This window comes from Bacillus sp. FSL R7-0685 (genome assembly GCF_038002425.1).
GTDB classification, from domain to species: Bacteria; Bacillota; Bacilli; order Bacillales; family Bacillaceae; genus Bacillus; species Bacillus subtilis.
In genome coordinates, this window is record NZ_JBBOCN010000001.1 from 1,671,788 (window position 1) to 1,687,007 (window position 15,220).

Below are 15,220 nucleotides of genomic sequence, written 5' to 3' on the forward strand. Positions count from 1 at the left end.
AATAATAAACTAGGAGATGTGAAAGATGAACCAACAAACAGTGAATGTAATCGGAGCCGGACTCGCAGGAAGTGAAGCAGCATGGCAGCTTGCCAAACGTGGGATTCAAGTCAAATTGTATGAAATGCGGCCAGTTAAACAAACGCCTGCGCACCATACAGATAAATTTGCTGAGCTTGTCTGCAGCAACTCTCTTCGCTCTAATACACTTGCTAACGCTGTCGGTGTATTAAAGGAAGAAATGCGTGCGCTTGATTCAGCCATTATCGCTGCGGCTGACGAATGTTCGGTGCCTGCCGGGGGCGCTCTTGCAGTAGACCGTCATGAATTTGCCGCAAGTGTGACAAATCGGGTGAAAAATCATCCAAACGTAACCGTTATTAATGAAGAAGTGACTGAAATTCCTGAAGGCCCTACTATCATCGCAACGGGTCCGTTAACATCTGAATCGCTGTCTGCCCAGCTGAAGGAGCTGACTGGAGAGGACTATTTATATTTTTATGACGCAGCGGCGCCAATTGTAGAAAAAGACAGCCTTGATATGGATAAAGTGTACCTAAAATCCCGTTATGATAAAGGTGAAGCAGCATATTTGAACTGCCCGATGACAGAAGAAGAGTTTGACCGTTTTCATGAAGCATTAACATCAGCAGAAACAGTGCCGTTAAAAGAATTTGAAAAAGAGATTTTCTTTGAAGGCTGCATGCCGATTGAAGTTATGGCAAAACGGGGTAAGAAAACAATGCTTTTCGGTCCGATGAAACCGGTTGGTCTAGAGCATCCTGTTACAGGAAAACGCCCTTATGCCGTCGTTCAGCTCAGACAGGATGATGCTGCGGGAACACTTTATAATATTGTAGGATTCCAGACTCATTTAAAATGGGGAGACCAAAAGGAAGTTCTCAAGTTGATTCCAGGACTTGAAAATGTAGAAATCGTCAGATATGGCGTGATGCACAGAAACACATTTATTAACTCTCCAAGCCTGTTAAAGCCGACTTATCAATTTAAAAACCGCAGTGATCTGTTCTTTGCAGGCCAAATGACGGGAGTAGAAGGATATGTGGAATCAGCTGCCTCAGGACTTGTAGCAGGCATTAATGCGGCGAAGCTTGTATTGGGAGAAGAGCTTGTGATCTTCCCTCAGGAAACAGCAATTGGCAGTATGGCACATTATATTACAACAACAAACCAGAAGAACTTCCAGCCGATGAATGCAAACTTTGGGCTTTTGAAAGAATTGCCAGTTAAAATTAAAAATAAAAAAGAACGAAATGAACAATACGCGAACCGTGCGATTGAAACAATTCAAACAATTTCGAAAACAATATAGGTATTGATTGCAACCTGAGCGCGATTTGTGATACCATTTAAAAGCCCTTCCTGGGGAGGTATTAGGCATGGAGAATGTTAAGAATTTCGTAAAGTTATTCGTTGAATATTTACAAATTGAAAAAAATTATTCACAATATACTATTGTGAATTATGTGGATTCAATTGAAGAATTCGAGACTTTCCTGCGCGTTCAAGGTATAAATGGATTTGAAGAAGCTGCATATCAAGATACTAGGATTTTTTTGACAGAATCCTATGAAAAAGGTTTATCGAGAAGAACAATAAGCAAAAAGATATCTGCATTAAGAAGCTTTTATAAGTTTCTGATGCGGGAAAAGCTTATTGAAGAAAATCCGTTTCAGCTTGTTCATCTGCCAAAACAGGAGAAACGGATACCGAAGTTTCTATATCAAAAAGAGCTTGAGGAGCTGTTTGAAGTTTCAGATATAAGCCAGCCGGCCGGAATGAGGGATCAAGCGCTGTTAGAGCTGCTCTATGCCACCGGAATGAGGGTCAGTGAATGCTGTTCCATAACTATTAACGACGTTGATTTATTTATGGACACTGTGCTTGTTCACGGTAAAGGCAAGAAGCAGCGCTATATCCCCTTTGGGTCTTATGCCCGCGAAGCGTTGAAGGTATACATGAATAGCGGAAGACAGTGCTTGCTGATGAAGGCAAAAGAACCTCATGATCTATTATTCGTAAATCAAAGAGGCGGACCGCTTACAGCCCGTGGCATCAGACATATTTTAAGCGGGCTTGTTCAAAAAGCGTCAAGCACTTTACATATCCATCCGCATATGCTTCGACATACGTTCGCCACGCATCTGTTAAATGAAGGAGCGGATTTGAGAAGCGTTCAAGAACTGCTCGGGCATTCCAATCTGTCTTCTACACAGATATACACGCACGTTTCGAAGGAAATGTTGAGAAACACATATATGTCTCACCATCCAAGAGCATTTAAGAAAAATTAAAGGAGGCCCTTTATGTCATCTTTTCATGCGACCACAATATTTGCCGTACAGCATAAAGGACGAAGCGCTATGTCCGGAGACGGCCAAGTAACATTTGGTCAGGCTGTTGTCATGAAACACACGGCACGGAAAGTGAGAAAACTGTTTAACGGCAAAGTTCTTGCTGGCTTTGCGGGATCTGTTGCAGACGCTTTCACTTTATTCGAAAAGTTTGAAGCTAAGCTTGAAGAATATAACGGCAACTTAAAACGGGCGGCTGTTGAGCTTGCGAAGGAATGGCGCAGTGATAAAGTGCTAAGAAAGCTCGAAGCCATGCTGATTGTTATGAATCAGGATACTTTGCTTCTCGTATCGGGAACAGGCGAGGTGATCGAACCAGATGACGGCATTCTCGCGATTGGATCAGGAGGCAATTACGCTTTGGCAGCGGGAAGAGCACTGAAAAAGCATGCCGGGGAAAGCATGTCTGCAAGTGAGATTGCCAGAGCCGCGTTAGAAACAGCAGGCGAAATTTGTGTTTACACGAACGATCAAATCATACTGGAAGAGCTTGAATAGAAAGGACTTGAGGCGCATGGAAAAAAAACCGTTAACTCCTAGACAGATTGTAGATCGGTTAGACCAATATATTGTCGGTCAGCAAAATGCGAAAAAAGCTGTTGCCGTGGCATTAAGAAACCGCTATAGAAGAAGTCTTCTGGATGAAAAGCTGAAGGACGAGGTCGTTCCGAAAAACATTTTAATGATGGGTCCTACCGGCGTCGGGAAAACTGAAATTGCCAGACGAATCGCTAAGCTTTCAGGTGCGCCATTTATCAAAATTGAAGCTACTAAATTTACCGAAGTCGGCTATGTAGGCAGAGATGTTGAATCAATGGTCAGAGATCTTGTGGAGACTTCTGTTCGGCTTATAAAAGAAGAGAAAATGAATGAAGTAAAGGAACAGGCAGAAGAAAATGCAAACAAACGCATTGTTCGTCTGTTAGTTCCTGGGAAGAAAAAACAATCTGGTGTTAAAAATCCGTTTGAAATGTTTTTTGGAGGCAGCCAGCCGAATGGTGAAGATGAGGCGGAGAGCCAGGAAGAAGCAAACATCGAAGAAAAAAGAAAACGAATGGCGCATCAGCTGGCTTTAGGAGAGCTCGAAGACTACTATGTAACAGTAGAAGTCGAAGAACAGCAGCCTTCTATGTTTGACATGCTGCAGGGCTCGGGTATGGAGCAGATGGGTATGAACATGCAGGATGCGCTGAGCGGATTAATGCCAAAGAAAAAGAAGCGGCGCAAAATGACAGTCAGAGAAGCCAGAAAAGTCCTGACGAATGAAGAAGCAAGCAAACTCATCGATATGGATGAAGTCGGCCAGGAAGCTGTTCAGAGAGCAGAAGAGAGCGGGATTATCTTTATCGATGAGATTGATAAAATCGCAAAGAACGGCGGTGCATCTTCTTCTGCCGATGTTTCAAGAGAAGGTGTTCAGCGGGATATCCTTCCGATTGTTGAAGGTTCTACCGTTGTCACAAAATATGGTTCTGTAAAAACAGACCATGTATTATTTATTGCAGCAGGAGCGTTTCATATGGCCAAACCGTCTGATTTGATTCCTGAGCTGCAGGGGCGTTTCCCGATTCGTGTAGAACTGAACAAACTCACGGTAGACGACTTCGTGAGAATTTTGGTTGAGCCGGATAATGCGCTGCTGAAACAATATCAGGCATTATTGCAGACAGAAGGTATATCTCTTGAATTTTCTGACGAAGCTATTCATAAGATTGCTGAAGTTGCTTATCATGTGAACCAGGACACAGATAATATCGGTGCGAGACGCCTTCATACAATACTTGAACGCCTATTAGAAGATTTGTCGTTTGAAGCTCCAGATGTAACGATGGAGAAAATAACGATTACACCACAGTATGTCGAAGAAAAGCTCGGAACGATAGCCAAAAACAAAGATTTAAGTCAATTTATATTGTGAAAAATTTAATATGAGGAATGTTTAGGAGGATTATTTATCATGGCTTTATTACAAAAAACAAGAATTATTAACTCCATGCTGCAAGCTGCGGCAGGGAAACCGGTAAACTTCAAGGAAATGGCGGAGACGCTGCGGGATGTAATTGATTCCAATATTTTCGTTGTAAGCCGCAGAGGGAAACTCCTTGGGTATTCTATTAACCAGCAAATTGAAAATGATCGTATGAAAAAAATGCTTGAGGATCGTCAATTCCCTGAAGAATATACGAAAAATCTGTTTAATGTCCCTGAAACATCTTCTAACTTGGATATTAATAGTGAATATACTGCTTTCCCTGTTGAGAACAGAGACCTGTTTCAAGCTGGTTTAACAACAATTGTGCCGATCATCGGAGGCGGGGAAAGATTAGGAACACTTATTCTTTCACGTTTACAAGATCAATTCAATGACGATGACTTAATTCTAGCTGAATACGGCGCAACAGTTGTCGGAATGGAAATCCTAAGAGAAAAAGCAGAAGAAATTGAAGAGGAAGCAAGAAGCAAAGCTGTCGTACAAATGGCTATCAGCTCGCTTTCTTACAGTGAGCTTGAAGCAATTGAGCACATTTTTGAGGAGCTTGACGGAAACGAAGGTCTTCTTGTTGCAAGTAAAATTGCTGACCGTGTCGGCATTACCCGTTCTGTTATTGTGAACGCACTCAGAAAGCTGGAGAGCGCCGGTGTTATCGAGTCTAGATCATTAGGAATGAAAGGTACTTATATCAAAGTACTAAACAACAAATTCTTAATTGAATTAGAAAATCTAAAATCTCATTAATCACAAAAAGAACCCTTTTTGAGGGTTCTTTTTTTATTTCAAATAAAGGAAATCAATAAGCTTTATTTCCTGGGTTGAAAGTCTTTCTATGTAATAATTTTAATAAATTTTGCATTTTTCTTCAAAAAGTTTCAAAAATGCCGAAAAGAAAGGAGAAAAAACAGAAATTCTGCTATTTTCAGGCTTATATCAAGGCGAGAAATGTAGTTCTAACAATCTAGGACTTTATGCCTAGTTGCAAAATAGATAATTGTGAGGACATTTTTTTACACGAACTTCATAGACTTTATGCCTGTTATTTCTTACAATAAGCATATAGTTTTACAATTCTCGACAAGGATATTGAGGGTGAAAAAAACTGAAATGGAGGTAAGTGGATTTGAGCTTATTTTCTGGAACGATACAAAATCTTGAAAATGCCTTGAGTAGAGCGGATATTAAGCAAAAAGTCATAACTAATAATATCGCCAATATAGATACACCGAACTATAAGGCAAAAAAAGTCTCTTTCCAAAATTTATTAGATCAAGAATCCTCGCGTCTTGAAGCGATAAAAACAGACTATCGTCATGTTGATTTTTCTGATACTGATTCGAATTATTCAATTGTTGCGAGCGGAGATACATCGTATCAGCAAAACGGAAACAATGTTGATGTTGACAAAGAGATGACAGAATTGGCGCAAAATCAAATCAACTATCAAGCTTTGGTTGAAAGAATGAACGGTAAATTTAATTCGCTGAAGACCGTATTAACAGGAGGAAAATGATGACAGCTTTTCATAGCTTAAATGTTTCAGCATCGGCTTTAACAGCTCAGCGAGTCAGAATGGACGTTGTATCATCTAACTTAGCAAATATGGATACGACAAGAGCTAAGCAGGTGAATGGAGAGTGGGTGCCTTACAGAAGAAAAATGGTTTCCCTTCAGTCAAAAGGTGAATCGTTCTCTTCTATTCTCAATTCTCAAATGAGCGGAAGCGGGAATGCTGGAAACGGTGTGAAGGTTTCAAAAATTACGGAGGATGATTCAGATTTTAATCTTGTCTATGATCCGACAGACCCTGATGCAAACGCTGAAGGATATGTACAAAAGCCTAATGTTGATCCATTAAAGGAAATGGTTGATCTTGTCAGCAGCACCAGATCATACGAGGCGAATGTCACGGCGATGAATGCCACAAAGGGAATGCTGATGAAGGCGTTAGAAATCGGAAAGTAGGTGAATGAATGTGATTAATGCAATTTCTCCTTTTCAGGTTCAAAATACTCAAAACACTCAAAATGCAACAAATCAAGTAAACAATAGCCAAAAAACAGATTCTTCAAATCAAACAAGCTTTTCGGAGCTTTTAAAAAACTCTATTAGTTCGTTAAATGAGTCCCAAGTAGCTTCTGACAACATGACTAATGCCTTGGCTGCAGGAAAAGATGTAAATCTTGATGAGGTCATGATCGCTGCTCAAAAAGCCAGCATCTCTCTAACTGCAGCAACAGAGTTCCGCAATAAAGCTGTGGAAGCTTATCAGGAGATTATGAGAATGCAAATGTAGGGGGTCTGACGATTTAGAGAAAGAGTGGAATGACCGGGGGTTAACATGAATCGTACTCTAATGCAAATGAAAAACAAAACGAGTGAGTTTTGGAAAAATAGATCTAAATTACAAAAGATTTTAATGGTTAGTGCTTTAGCGGCAATTATTATTATTGGAATTATTATTAGTGTTTTTGCTTCGAATTCTAAAATGGCGCCGCTGTACAAAGATTTGTCTGCCGAAGAAGCAGGACAAATCAAAGAAGAATTGGATGCAAAAAAAGTGCCAAACGAACTTTCGAATGGCGGTACAGTGATTAGTGTTCCGGAGGATCAGGTTGATTCTTTGAAAGTGCAGATGGCTGCAGAAGGACTTCCTAAAACGGGATCAATTGATTATTCGTTTTTTGGACAGAATGCCGGCTTTGGTTTGACAGACAATGAGTTTGATATGGTGAAAGTGAAAGCTACACAGACAGAACTGTCAAACTTGATCAATGAAATGGACGGTATTAAAAATTCAAAAGTAATGATTAATCTCCCGAAAGACGCTGTGTTTGTCGGTGAGGAGCAATCTGCAGCATCTGCATCAATCGTTTTGCAGATTCAACCGGGTTATACGCTTGATCAAAGCCAAATCAACGGATTATATCATCTGGTATCTAAAAGCGTGCCAAACCTAAAAGAAGATAACATCGTCATCATGGACCAAAATTCTACATACTACGACAAATCAGACAGCGATGCAGGGTCCTACGCGGATAGTTATTCTTCTCAGCAAGGAATTAAGTCTCAAGTTGAAAAAGACATTCAAAAACATGTACAGTCATTGCTGGGTACGATGATGGGCCAAGATAAAGTCGTTGTCTCCGTTACAGCAGACATTGATTTCACAAAAGAAAATCGGACAGAAGACATTGTCGAACCTGTGGATAAAGAAAACATGGAAGGTATTGCAGTCAGCGCTGAAAAGGTATCTGAAACATATCAGGGCGACGGTGCAGCTAACGGCGGAACTGCCGGAACCGGCGAGGAAGATGTTACAAATTATAAGGCTGACGGTGAAAATACCGAAAGCGGGAACTACGAAAAAAACAGCAACAAAATCAATTACGAGGTTAACCGAATTCATAAAGAAATCGCTGAAAGTCCTTATAAGGTCAGAGATTTAGGGATTCAAGTAATGGTAGAGCCGCCTGATGCCAAAAACACTGCGTCGCTATCAACTGAAAGACAGGATGATATACAAAAAATCCTTTCAACTGTAGTCAGAACATCTTTGGATAAAGATGAAACGCAAAATCAGAATTTATCTGATGCTGATATCAATAATAAGATTGTTGTTTCCGTTCAGCCATTCGACGGAAAAGTCAATTTGGATACAAATACGGAAGAATCCTCAGGTATCCCGCTGTGGGCATATATTGTAGGCGGTGTTTTAATCGCAGCGATCATTGTTCTGATCATTATGCTTATCAGAAAGAAACGGGCGCAAGAGGATGAATTTGAGGAATATGAGTATGAGGTTCCTCAAGAACCAATCAATTTGCCTGATATCAATGAAGAGGAAAATGAAACAGCGGAATCAGTCAGACGAAAACAGCTTGAAAAGATGGCGAAAGACAAGCCGGAAGATTTTGCAAAACTGCTGAGAAGCTGGCTGGCCGAGGATTAGGAGGAATTAGAAATGGCGAGACGTGATCAAGATAAGCTTACAGGAAAACAAAAAGCAGCCATTCTCATGATTTCCTTGGGGTTAGATGTGTCAGCTTCTGTCTATAAGCACTTAACCGATGAAGAAATTGAAAGGCTTACTCTGGAAATATCAGGTGTTCGAAGCGTCGATCATCAAAAAAAGGATGAAATCATAGAAGAATTTCATAATATAGCCATTGCGCAAGATTATATTTCTCAAGGCGGTTTAAGCTATGCAAGACAAGTTCTGGAAAAGGCGCTTGGAGAGGATAAGGCGGAGAACATTCTAAACAGGCTGACTTCTTCTTTGCAGGTTAAACCATTTGATTTTGCCAGAAAAGCGGAGCCTGAACAAATTTTGAATTTTATCCAGCAAGAGCATCCGCAGACGATGGCGTTAATCTTGTCTTATTTAGATCCAGTGCAGGCTGGGCAGATTTTATCCGAGCTGAATCCTGAAGTACAGGCTGAGGTTGCGAGAAGAATCGCGGTTATGGATAGAACATCTCCAGAAATAATTAATGAGGTAGAACGGATTCTGGAACAAAAATTATCTTCTGCATTTACTCAGGATTATACACAAACAGGCGGAATTGAAGCTGTTGTGGAAGTGTTAAACGGGGTAGACAGAGGGACAGAGAAGACGATCTTGGATTCATTGGAAATTCAGGATCCCGATCTTGCTGAAGAAATTAAAAAGCGGATGTTTGTCTTCGAAGATATTGTCACACTTGATAACCGTGCCATTCAGAGAGTCATTCGCGATGTTGAGAACGACGATTTGCTCCTTTCATTAAAGGTTGCAAGCGAGGAAGTCAAAGAAATTGTATTCAACAATATGTCACAGCGTATGGTTGAAACCTTCAAAGAAGAAATGGAATTTATGGGCCCTGTACGCTTGAAAGATGTAGAAGAAGCTCAATCGAGAATTGTAAGCATCGTCAGAAAGCTTGAAGAAGCCGGTGAAATTGTAATAGCAAGAGGCGGAGGGGATGATATTATTGTCTAATATCATTAAACAAGAATCATCTATTTCTCCACAAAAGGAAAAAAGAAAACTTTCTATACAAGAGGTGCGTATTGATCATTCTCACCTTTTGCAGGCTGAAGAGAACCCGGAGGCGCTTATGGCCCGAGTGAAAGAGGAAGCTGACCGGATTTCTGAGCAGGCAAACAGTCATATAGAAAATATTCGCCGTCAAATTGAACAGGAGAAAAACGATTGGGCGGCTGAAAAACAGAAGCTTATTGAAGAAGCAAAAGCCGAGGGCTTTGAACAAGGAGTAGCGCTGGGCAAAGCTGAGGCAATGAAACAGTATGCAGAACTGATCGGCCAAGCAAACAGTATAACTGAAATGTCCAGAAAAGCTGTTGAGGACAAGCTTGAAGACGCTAATGAAGAAATCGTTGAGCTTGCCGTTGCCCTAGCAAAAAAAGTTTGGCAGCAAAAGTCTGATGATAAAGAGGCTTTCCTCCTGCTTGTACAACAGGTTATAAACGAAGTGAAGGAATATGACGATATATCAATTTATGTTGATCCATATTACTATGAGACAATCTTTCAGCAAAAAGATGAAATCCAGCAGCTTCTTTATAAAGAATGTCGGCTTGGCATATATGCTGATGAAAAAGCTCAAAAAGGAACCTGTTATATTGAAACTCCTTTTGGCAGGGTAGATGCGAGTGTTGACACACAATTGATGCAATTGAAAGATAAACTTCTGACAGCGCTGGAAGCAGGTGCAGCTGAATGAAGACACAGAGTCTGATAGATTGTATAGAAATGACAGACTCGTATAAACGGTACGGAAAAGTCAAACGGGTAATCGGCCTGATGATTGAATCAAAAGGGCCAGCAAGCTCAATTGGCGACGTGTGCCTGATTTATGTAAAAGGACAATCTGGGAAAGTCATTAAAGCTGAGGTAGTCGGCTTCCAGGAAGAAAATATTTTGCTTATGCCTTATTTAGAGGCTGCGAGCATTGCACCTGGCAGCATTGTAGAAGCTACTGGAGAATCACTTCGGGTTAAAGTTGGAACCGGACTGATTGGACAAGTCATCGATGCTTTTGGAGAACCGCTTGACGGAAAACTTCTGCCTAAAGGGCTTTCGCCTGTATCAACGGAGCAATCACCGCCCAACCCGATGAAACGGCCGCCTATCCGTGAAAAGATGGGTGTTGGAGTCAGATCAATTGACAGCTTGCTGACAGTCGGTAAAGGCCAGCGGATTGGAATTTTTGCAGGAAGTGGTGTCGGAAAAAGCACCTTAATGGGGATGATCGCCAAGCAGACAGAGGCTGACTTAAACGTCATTGCACTTGTCGGAGAACGCGGACGAGAGGTTCGGGAGTTTATTGAAAAAGATCTGGGGAAAGAGGGGCTGAAACGATCGATTGTAGTCGTTGCCACCTCAGACCAGCCAGCATTAATGAGATTGAAAGCGGCATATACAGCGACTGCAATTGCCGAGTATTTCCGAGATAAAGGCCAAAATGTCATGTTTATGATGGATTCTGTTACAAGGGTGGCAATGGCGCAGCGAGAGATTGGACTGGCTGCAGGAGAGCCTCCGACGACAAAAGGTTATACACCTTCAGTGTTCGCTATTTTACCTCGTTTACTAGAACGAACAGGTGCAAACGAGCATGGAACCATTACGGCATTTTATACAGTGTTGGTAGACGGGGATGACATGAATGAGCCGATTGCCGATACTGTACGCGGAATTTTAGACGGACATATTGTGTTGGACAGGGCGCTTGCCAATAAAGGCCAGTTTCCTGCAGTTAACGTACTAAAAAGCATCAGCAGGGTGATGTCAAACATTTCAACAAAACAGCATCTGGATGCGGCAAATAAATTCCGTGAACTTTTATCGACATATCAAAATTCGGAAGATCTCATTAATATCGGAGCTTACAAAAGAGGATCATCCAGAGAAATTGATGAAGCGATACAATTTTATCCGCAGCTTATTCAATTTTTAAAGCAGGGAACAGACGAACCGGCTTTATTGGAAGAAAGCATTGCTGCATTAACTAGTTTGACAGGAAATGAGGAATAAACGTGGCTTATCAATTTAGATTCCAAAAGCTGCTGGAACTAAAAGAAAATGAAAAAGACCAATCCTTATCCGAGTATCAGCAATCAGTTTCTGAATTTGAAAACGTTGCTGAAAAATTATATGAGAATATGAGCAAAAAGGAATTGCTGGAACAAAATAAGGAAAAGAAATTAAAAAGCGGCATGAGTGTACAAGAAATGAGGCACTACCAACAATTTGTCTCAAATCTTGATAATACGATCTATCACTATCAAAAGCTTGTCATTATAAAAAGAAATCAAATGAATCAAAAACAAGAAATTTTGACAGAGAAAAACATTGAAGTGAAAAAGTTTGAAAAAATGCGTGAAAAACAGTTTAAAATGTTTGCTCTTGAAGATAAAGCTGCAGAAATGAAAGAAATGGACGATATTTCGATTAAGCAGTTTATGATTCAAGGCCATTAGGAGCGAATGTAATGTCCGGCAAAAAGAAAGAATCAGGTAAGTTCCGTTCGGTTTTGCTTATCATTATCCTCCCGCTGATGTTTCTATTAATCGCAGGGGGGATTGTTCTTTGGGCTGCTGGTATCAATGTCATAAAGCCGATACAGGATGCTGCGGCAAAAACGCCGGTTCTTAAAGAATTGGTCCCTGAAACCGAAAATAAAAAAGGCGCAGCATCAAGTAAGGATAGCAGTAATACGGCAGCTCTGGAAAAGACCATTAAGGATCAAAAAAGTGAAATCAGTATATTGAATAAAGATTTAGAAACAAGTAAATCAGAAATCGATAGGCTCAATCAAAAGATCCGTTCACTTGAAAAGACGGCTGAGGATCAAAAAAAGTCATCAGAAGATCATACTGAAGGATCAGCAGACTCGAAAGCTTCTTCTGAAAATGACAAAGTGATCAGTGTGTACAAAAGCATGGACAGCGGAAAGGCTGCTAAAATTATTGCCCAATTAAAGGAGCAAGAAGCACTGAAAATATTGAATGGCCTAAGCAAAAAGCAGCTTGCTGACATATTGGCGAAAATGACTCCTGAGCAAGCAGCAACCTATACAGAAAAAATTGCTGCCAGCCAAGAATAGGGGGAATGAAAGGTGAAGCTGCTTGAATTAGCCGGACCTTTGCTGCAAACCACAACGGGTTCTGCCGCTAAAAACATGAAAAGTAGCCAAGGAGTTTTTCAAAACTGGCTTATGTCTGAGGCTGGATTGAAGGAACTTTCAGAACAAGGAAAGGGTACTCCTAATTCCGAAGATCAGCTTTTAGCAGATGCGCTTAAAAAGATCGGTGACTGGCTAAATGCAAGTCCTGAAGATCAAGACAAACAAAATGCGGATCTTTTGCAAACATTAAGCAAACTGACAGGGAAGCAATTGGATGCGAATGCTCTGCAAATGTTGCAAAATCTTTTGCAAGCAGTTGAATCAAAAATGTCAGGCGGGACGGATCAATTGCTCACAGAAACGGAGAAAATCTTTTCAGAAGCTAAAACGGCTCTGAGTGCCAATGATTCTGCTTCTGACATTAATGGAGCACTGAAGTCTGATACAGAGCAATCAAATCAGGAAAATGAAGTATCCGAGCCTGCTAAAGAGCTTATCTATATCCAGATGTTCATTAGCCAGCTCGTAGAAGGGAATAAGCTGACTGATCGCGGGAATGGCAATGAAGCTCATGCCATTTACCAAAATGGAGATCAATTCCTTTCTGCATTAGAAAAGAAGGGTGTATCTCAACAACTAATTCAGGATCTTAAACAGCAAATATTCACTAAAGCTGAGTCAAGTTCAAAACTTTACTCGATGACAGCGTCAGAGCTGAAAAGTTTTCAAAGCTTAATGGATCAAATGTCTATGCTTCCTCAAAAAGGGACCAAAGAATGGAGTTTAGCTGAAAGCCAGCTGAAAGCCTTCTTGTTATCGAAATCATCCGAATCATCACAAGACTTTGGGAAGCGTGTTCTCACACCGCTCTCGCAGAGTTCATCCAGCAAAAATGCATCGGATGTTTCTGGAAGTATTCAGCCTGTAGATAGTAAATCAGGACTCCAAATGCTGTTTTCGGGGTATCGGGGCATAGGAGGAGTTCAAACACTTGATCTGCAGCAGATGTCATCTGATATACCAAATGCCGAAACAAAAACGGTGGCTGATCAAGTGATTAATGCGTGGAAGCAGATGAAATATACGCCTTTCGGCAGATCGACGGGAAGTTTCACTATTCGGCTGAACCCTGAACATTTAGGATTTGTCACAATCAAGCTGACAAATGAAAATGGAATGTTTCAGAGTAAAATCATAGCATCTAGCCAATCAGCAAAAGAATTGCTTGAACAGCATCTTCCTCAGCTGAAGCAATCATTGCCGAATATGGCCGTCCAAATTGACCGTTTTACTCTTCCGGTCCAAAGCGGGGATCAGCCGATATACGGCCAGCTTGCTGATGAACAGAAACAGCAGCAAGAGGGGCAGAGACAGCAAAGACAGAAAAAGCAATCAAATGATTTTGGCGATCTGCTCGATGAAGTGTCGATGGTTGAAATGGAGGAAGAAGAATGACTTCTATAAGTTCAGAATATAAACTGCCTGAAAAAACGAACACTGTGTCGACGAACAACAGCAGCTTGGGGAAAGACGAGTTTTTAAAAATATTAATGACTCAAGTTCAAAACCAAGATCCGCTTAACCCGATTGACGATAAAGAATTTATCAGCCAGATGGCGACTTTTTCAAGCTTGGAGCAAATGATGAATCTGAATACGACAATGACTCAATTCGTTGAAAACCAAGATCCGTTTACAACGTATGTTGATTGGATGGGAAAAGAAGTATCTTGGACTGATGGTAAAAGTGCAACAGATAAAACAGGCACAGTAAGCTCTGTTAAACATTTTAAAGGAAATTATTATCTCGTTCTTGATGATGGGACCGAGATCAGTCCTGCGAATGTCATGTCTGTGGGACAATCATCTAAATAAAAACATCTGGGGGAATATATTATGTTACGTTCACTTTATTCTGGAATCAGCGGTATGAAGAACTTTCAAACAAAGCTTGACGTAATCGGTAACAACATTGCCAACGTAAATACAGTAGGATTCAAAAAGAGCCGTGTGACCTTTAAAGATATGGTAAGCCAAACCATTGCCGGCGGTTCTGCTGCTGGTGCAACAATCGGCGGAACAAACTCTAAGCAAATCGGTTTAGGTTCATCATCTGGCACAATTGATACAATTCATTCAACAAGCGCGACACAAAGCACAGGAAGAACACTTGATTTAGCAATTGACGGCGACGGTTACTTCCGAATTGATACAGGTGACGGGACAGCTTATACAAGAGCAGGGAACTTCTATTTAGATAATACTGGAACACTGGTTACAGGTGATGGCTACCATGTACTAAATATGAATGGCGGAACAATTAAAATTCCTACTGATGCTCAAAGCTTTAGCATTGGTTCTGATGGAAAGGTGTCAATTGTTGATGCTGAGGGGAAAACACAAGACGGGGGACAAATCGGGATTGTTACTTTTGCCAACAGTGATGGATTGGATAAAATCGGAAGCAACCTATACCGTGAATCTTTAAACTCTGGAACGGCCAGTGCAGCGAACCAGCCTGGTGACGGCGGAACTGGTGCTCTTAAATCAGGATTTCTCGAAATGTCTAACGTCGATTTAACTGACGAATTTACTGAAATGATCGTAGCCCAGCGTGGATTCCAATCAAACTCAAAAATTATTACAACATCTGATGAAATCCTTCAAGAACTGGTTAACCTTAAACGTTAAGGAGGGAGGGGAGGCGAGTAATCGCTTCTC

Annotated in this window: 17 protein-coding genes; all 17 read left to right on the forward strand. The window is 41.0% G+C overall.

Annotated elements, in window-relative coordinates:
• Positions 1 to 25: 25 nt before the first annotated feature.
• The 17 genes from trmFO (at position 26) to flgG (ending at position 15,190) form a co-directional block, all read left to right on the forward strand.
• On the forward strand, positions 26 to 1,333 hold the full coding sequence (gene trmFO, locus MKY50_RS08820) for an FADH(2)-oxidizing methylenetetrahydrofolate--tRNA-(uracil(54)-C(5))-methyltransferase TrmFO (protein WP_003244725.1): 1,308 nt from the start codon (positions 26 to 28) through the stop codon (positions 1,331 to 1,333).
• A 67-nt stretch (positions 1,334 to 1,400) separates the two neighbouring features.
• On the forward strand, positions 1,401 to 2,315 hold the full coding sequence (gene xerC, locus MKY50_RS08825) for a tyrosine recombinase XerC (RefSeq protein WP_341116501.1): 915 nt from the start codon (positions 1,401 to 1,403) through the stop codon (positions 2,313 to 2,315).
• 12 nt (positions 2,316 to 2,327) lie between these two features.
• Positions 2,328 to 2,873 (forward strand): ATP-dependent protease subunit ClpQ, encoded by a 546-nt coding sequence (gene clpQ, locus MKY50_RS08830; RefSeq protein ID WP_003238555.1) that lies wholly within the window; start codon positions 2,328 to 2,330, stop codon positions 2,871 to 2,873.
• A gap of 16 nt (positions 2,874 to 2,889) precedes the next feature.
• Entirely contained in the window at positions 2,890 to 4,293 is a 1,404-nt protein-coding gene (hslU, locus tag MKY50_RS08835; RefSeq protein WP_003245556.1) for an HslU--HslV peptidase ATPase subunit, read from the forward strand.
• A 39-nt stretch (positions 4,294 to 4,332) separates the two neighbouring features.
• On the forward strand, positions 4,333 to 5,112 hold the full coding sequence (gene codY / locus MKY50_RS08840; RefSeq protein ID WP_003220850.1) for a GTP-sensing pleiotropic transcriptional regulator CodY: 780 nt from the start codon (positions 4,333 to 4,335) through the stop codon (positions 5,110 to 5,112).
• A gap of 379 nt (positions 5,113 to 5,491) precedes the next feature.
• The gene (gene flgB, locus MKY50_RS08845) at positions 5,492 to 5,881 is read left to right on the forward strand and encodes a flagellar basal body rod protein FlgB (RefSeq protein WP_003245656.1); all 390 of its coding nucleotides are present in this window, start codon (positions 5,492 to 5,494) and stop codon (positions 5,879 to 5,881) included.
• Positions 5,881 to 6,333, forward strand: a complete 453-nt coding sequence (flgC, locus tag MKY50_RS08850; protein ID WP_003245521.1) for a flagellar basal body rod protein FlgC — start codon at positions 5,881 to 5,883, stop codon at positions 6,331 to 6,333. Before flgB ends, flgC begins: the two co-directional genes overlap by 1 nt.
• 10 nt (positions 6,334 to 6,343) lie before the next feature.
• Positions 6,344 to 6,664, forward strand: coding sequence for a flagellar hook-basal body complex protein FliE (gene fliE / locus MKY50_RS08855; RefSeq protein WP_003238544.1), 321 nt, complete (start codon positions 6,344 to 6,346; stop codon positions 6,662 to 6,664).
• Positions 6,665 to 6,709: 45 nt separating this feature from the next.
• Positions 6,710 to 8,320: a flagellar basal-body MS-ring/collar protein FliF gene (gene fliF / locus MKY50_RS08860; protein ID WP_010886506.1), complete on the forward strand. Its 1,611-nt coding sequence runs from the start codon at positions 6,710 to 6,712 to the stop codon at positions 8,318 to 8,320.
• A gap of 12 nt (positions 8,321 to 8,332) precedes the next feature.
• Positions 8,333 to 9,349, forward strand: coding sequence for a flagellar motor switch protein FliG (gene fliG, locus MKY50_RS08865; protein ID WP_003231981.1), 1,017 nt, complete (start codon positions 8,333 to 8,335; stop codon positions 9,347 to 9,349).
• Positions 9,342 to 10,094 carry a flagellar assembly protein FliH gene (fliH, locus tag MKY50_RS08870; protein WP_003244804.1) on the forward strand — a complete coding sequence of 251 codons (753 nt, stop codon included), beginning with the start codon at positions 9,342 to 9,344 and terminating at the stop codon, positions 10,092 to 10,094. The genes fliG and fliH overlap by 8 nt, the downstream gene beginning before the upstream one ends.
• The gene (gene fliI / locus MKY50_RS08875; protein WP_128992834.1) at positions 10,091 to 11,407 is read left to right on the forward strand and encodes a flagellar protein export ATPase FliI; all 1,317 of its coding nucleotides are present in this window, start codon (positions 10,091 to 10,093) and stop codon (positions 11,405 to 11,407) included. Before fliH ends, fliI begins: the two co-directional genes overlap by 4 nt.
• Before the next feature lie 2 nt (positions 11,408 to 11,409).
• Positions 11,410 to 11,853, forward strand: coding sequence for a flagellar export protein FliJ (gene fliJ, locus MKY50_RS08880; protein WP_021479292.1), 444 nt, complete (start codon positions 11,410 to 11,412; stop codon positions 11,851 to 11,853).
• A gap of 11 nt (positions 11,854 to 11,864) precedes the next feature.
• Complete coding sequence (locus tag MKY50_RS08885) at positions 11,865 to 12,479, forward strand: MotE family protein (protein ID WP_014479784.1); 615 nt, start codon at positions 11,865 to 11,867, stop codon at positions 12,477 to 12,479.
• 12 nt (positions 12,480 to 12,491) lie between these two features.
• The gene (locus tag MKY50_RS08890) at positions 12,492 to 13,955 is read left to right on the forward strand and encodes a flagellar hook-length control protein FliK (protein WP_213385303.1); all 1,464 of its coding nucleotides are present in this window, start codon (positions 12,492 to 12,494) and stop codon (positions 13,953 to 13,955) included.
• Positions 13,952 to 14,374: a flagellar hook assembly protein FlgD gene (gene flgD, locus MKY50_RS08895; protein WP_003231970.1), complete on the forward strand. Its 423-nt coding sequence runs from the start codon at positions 13,952 to 13,954 to the stop codon at positions 14,372 to 14,374. Before MKY50_RS08890 ends, flgD begins: the two co-directional genes overlap by 4 nt.
• Before the next feature lie 21 nt (positions 14,375 to 14,395).
• The gene (flgG, locus tag MKY50_RS08900) at positions 14,396 to 15,190 is read left to right on the forward strand and encodes a flagellar basal body rod protein FlgG (RefSeq protein ID WP_003231968.1); all 795 of its coding nucleotides are present in this window, start codon (positions 14,396 to 14,398) and stop codon (positions 15,188 to 15,190) included.
• Positions 15,191 to 15,220: the final 30 nt, after the last annotated feature.

What these genes read in the sequence shown, in the direction of transcription:
- trmFO (WP_003244725.1), top strand. Translation starts at nt 26, where the DNA reads ATGAACCAACAAACAGTGAATGTAATCGGAGCCGGACTCGCAGGAAGT.
- xerC (WP_341116501.1), top strand. Translation starts at nt 1,401, where the DNA reads ATGGAGAATGTTAAGAATTTCGTAAAGTTATTCGTTGAATATTTACAA.
- clpQ (WP_003238555.1), top strand. Translation starts at nt 2,328, where the DNA reads ATGTCATCTTTTCATGCGACCACAATATTTGCCGTACAGCATAAAGGA.
- hslU (WP_003245556.1), top strand. Translation starts at nt 2,890, where the DNA reads ATGGAAAAAAAACCGTTAACTCCTAGACAGATTGTAGATCGGTTAGAC.
- codY (WP_003220850.1), top strand. Translation starts at nt 4,333, where the DNA reads ATGGCTTTATTACAAAAAACAAGAATTATTAACTCCATGCTGCAAGCT.
- flgC (WP_003245521.1), top strand. Translation starts at nt 5,881, where the DNA reads ATGACAGCTTTTCATAGCTTAAATGTTTCAGCATCGGCTTTAACAGCT.
- fliF (WP_010886506.1), top strand. Translation starts at nt 6,710, where the DNA reads ATGAATCGTACTCTAATGCAAATGAAAAACAAAACGAGTGAGTTTTGG.
- fliG (WP_003231981.1), top strand. Translation starts at nt 8,333, where the DNA reads ATGGCGAGACGTGATCAAGATAAGCTTACAGGAAAACAAAAAGCAGCC.
- fliI (WP_128992834.1), top strand. Translation starts at nt 10,091, where the DNA reads ATGAAGACACAGAGTCTGATAGATTGTATAGAAATGACAGACTCGTAT.
- MKY50_RS08885 (WP_014479784.1), top strand. Translation starts at nt 11,865, where the DNA reads ATGTCCGGCAAAAAGAAAGAATCAGGTAAGTTCCGTTCGGTTTTGCTT.
- flgD (WP_003231970.1), top strand. Translation starts at nt 13,952, where the DNA reads ATGACTTCTATAAGTTCAGAATATAAACTGCCTGAAAAAACGAACACT.
- flgG (WP_003231968.1), top strand. Translation starts at nt 14,396, where the DNA reads ATGTTACGTTCACTTTATTCTGGAATCAGCGGTATGAAGAACTTTCAA.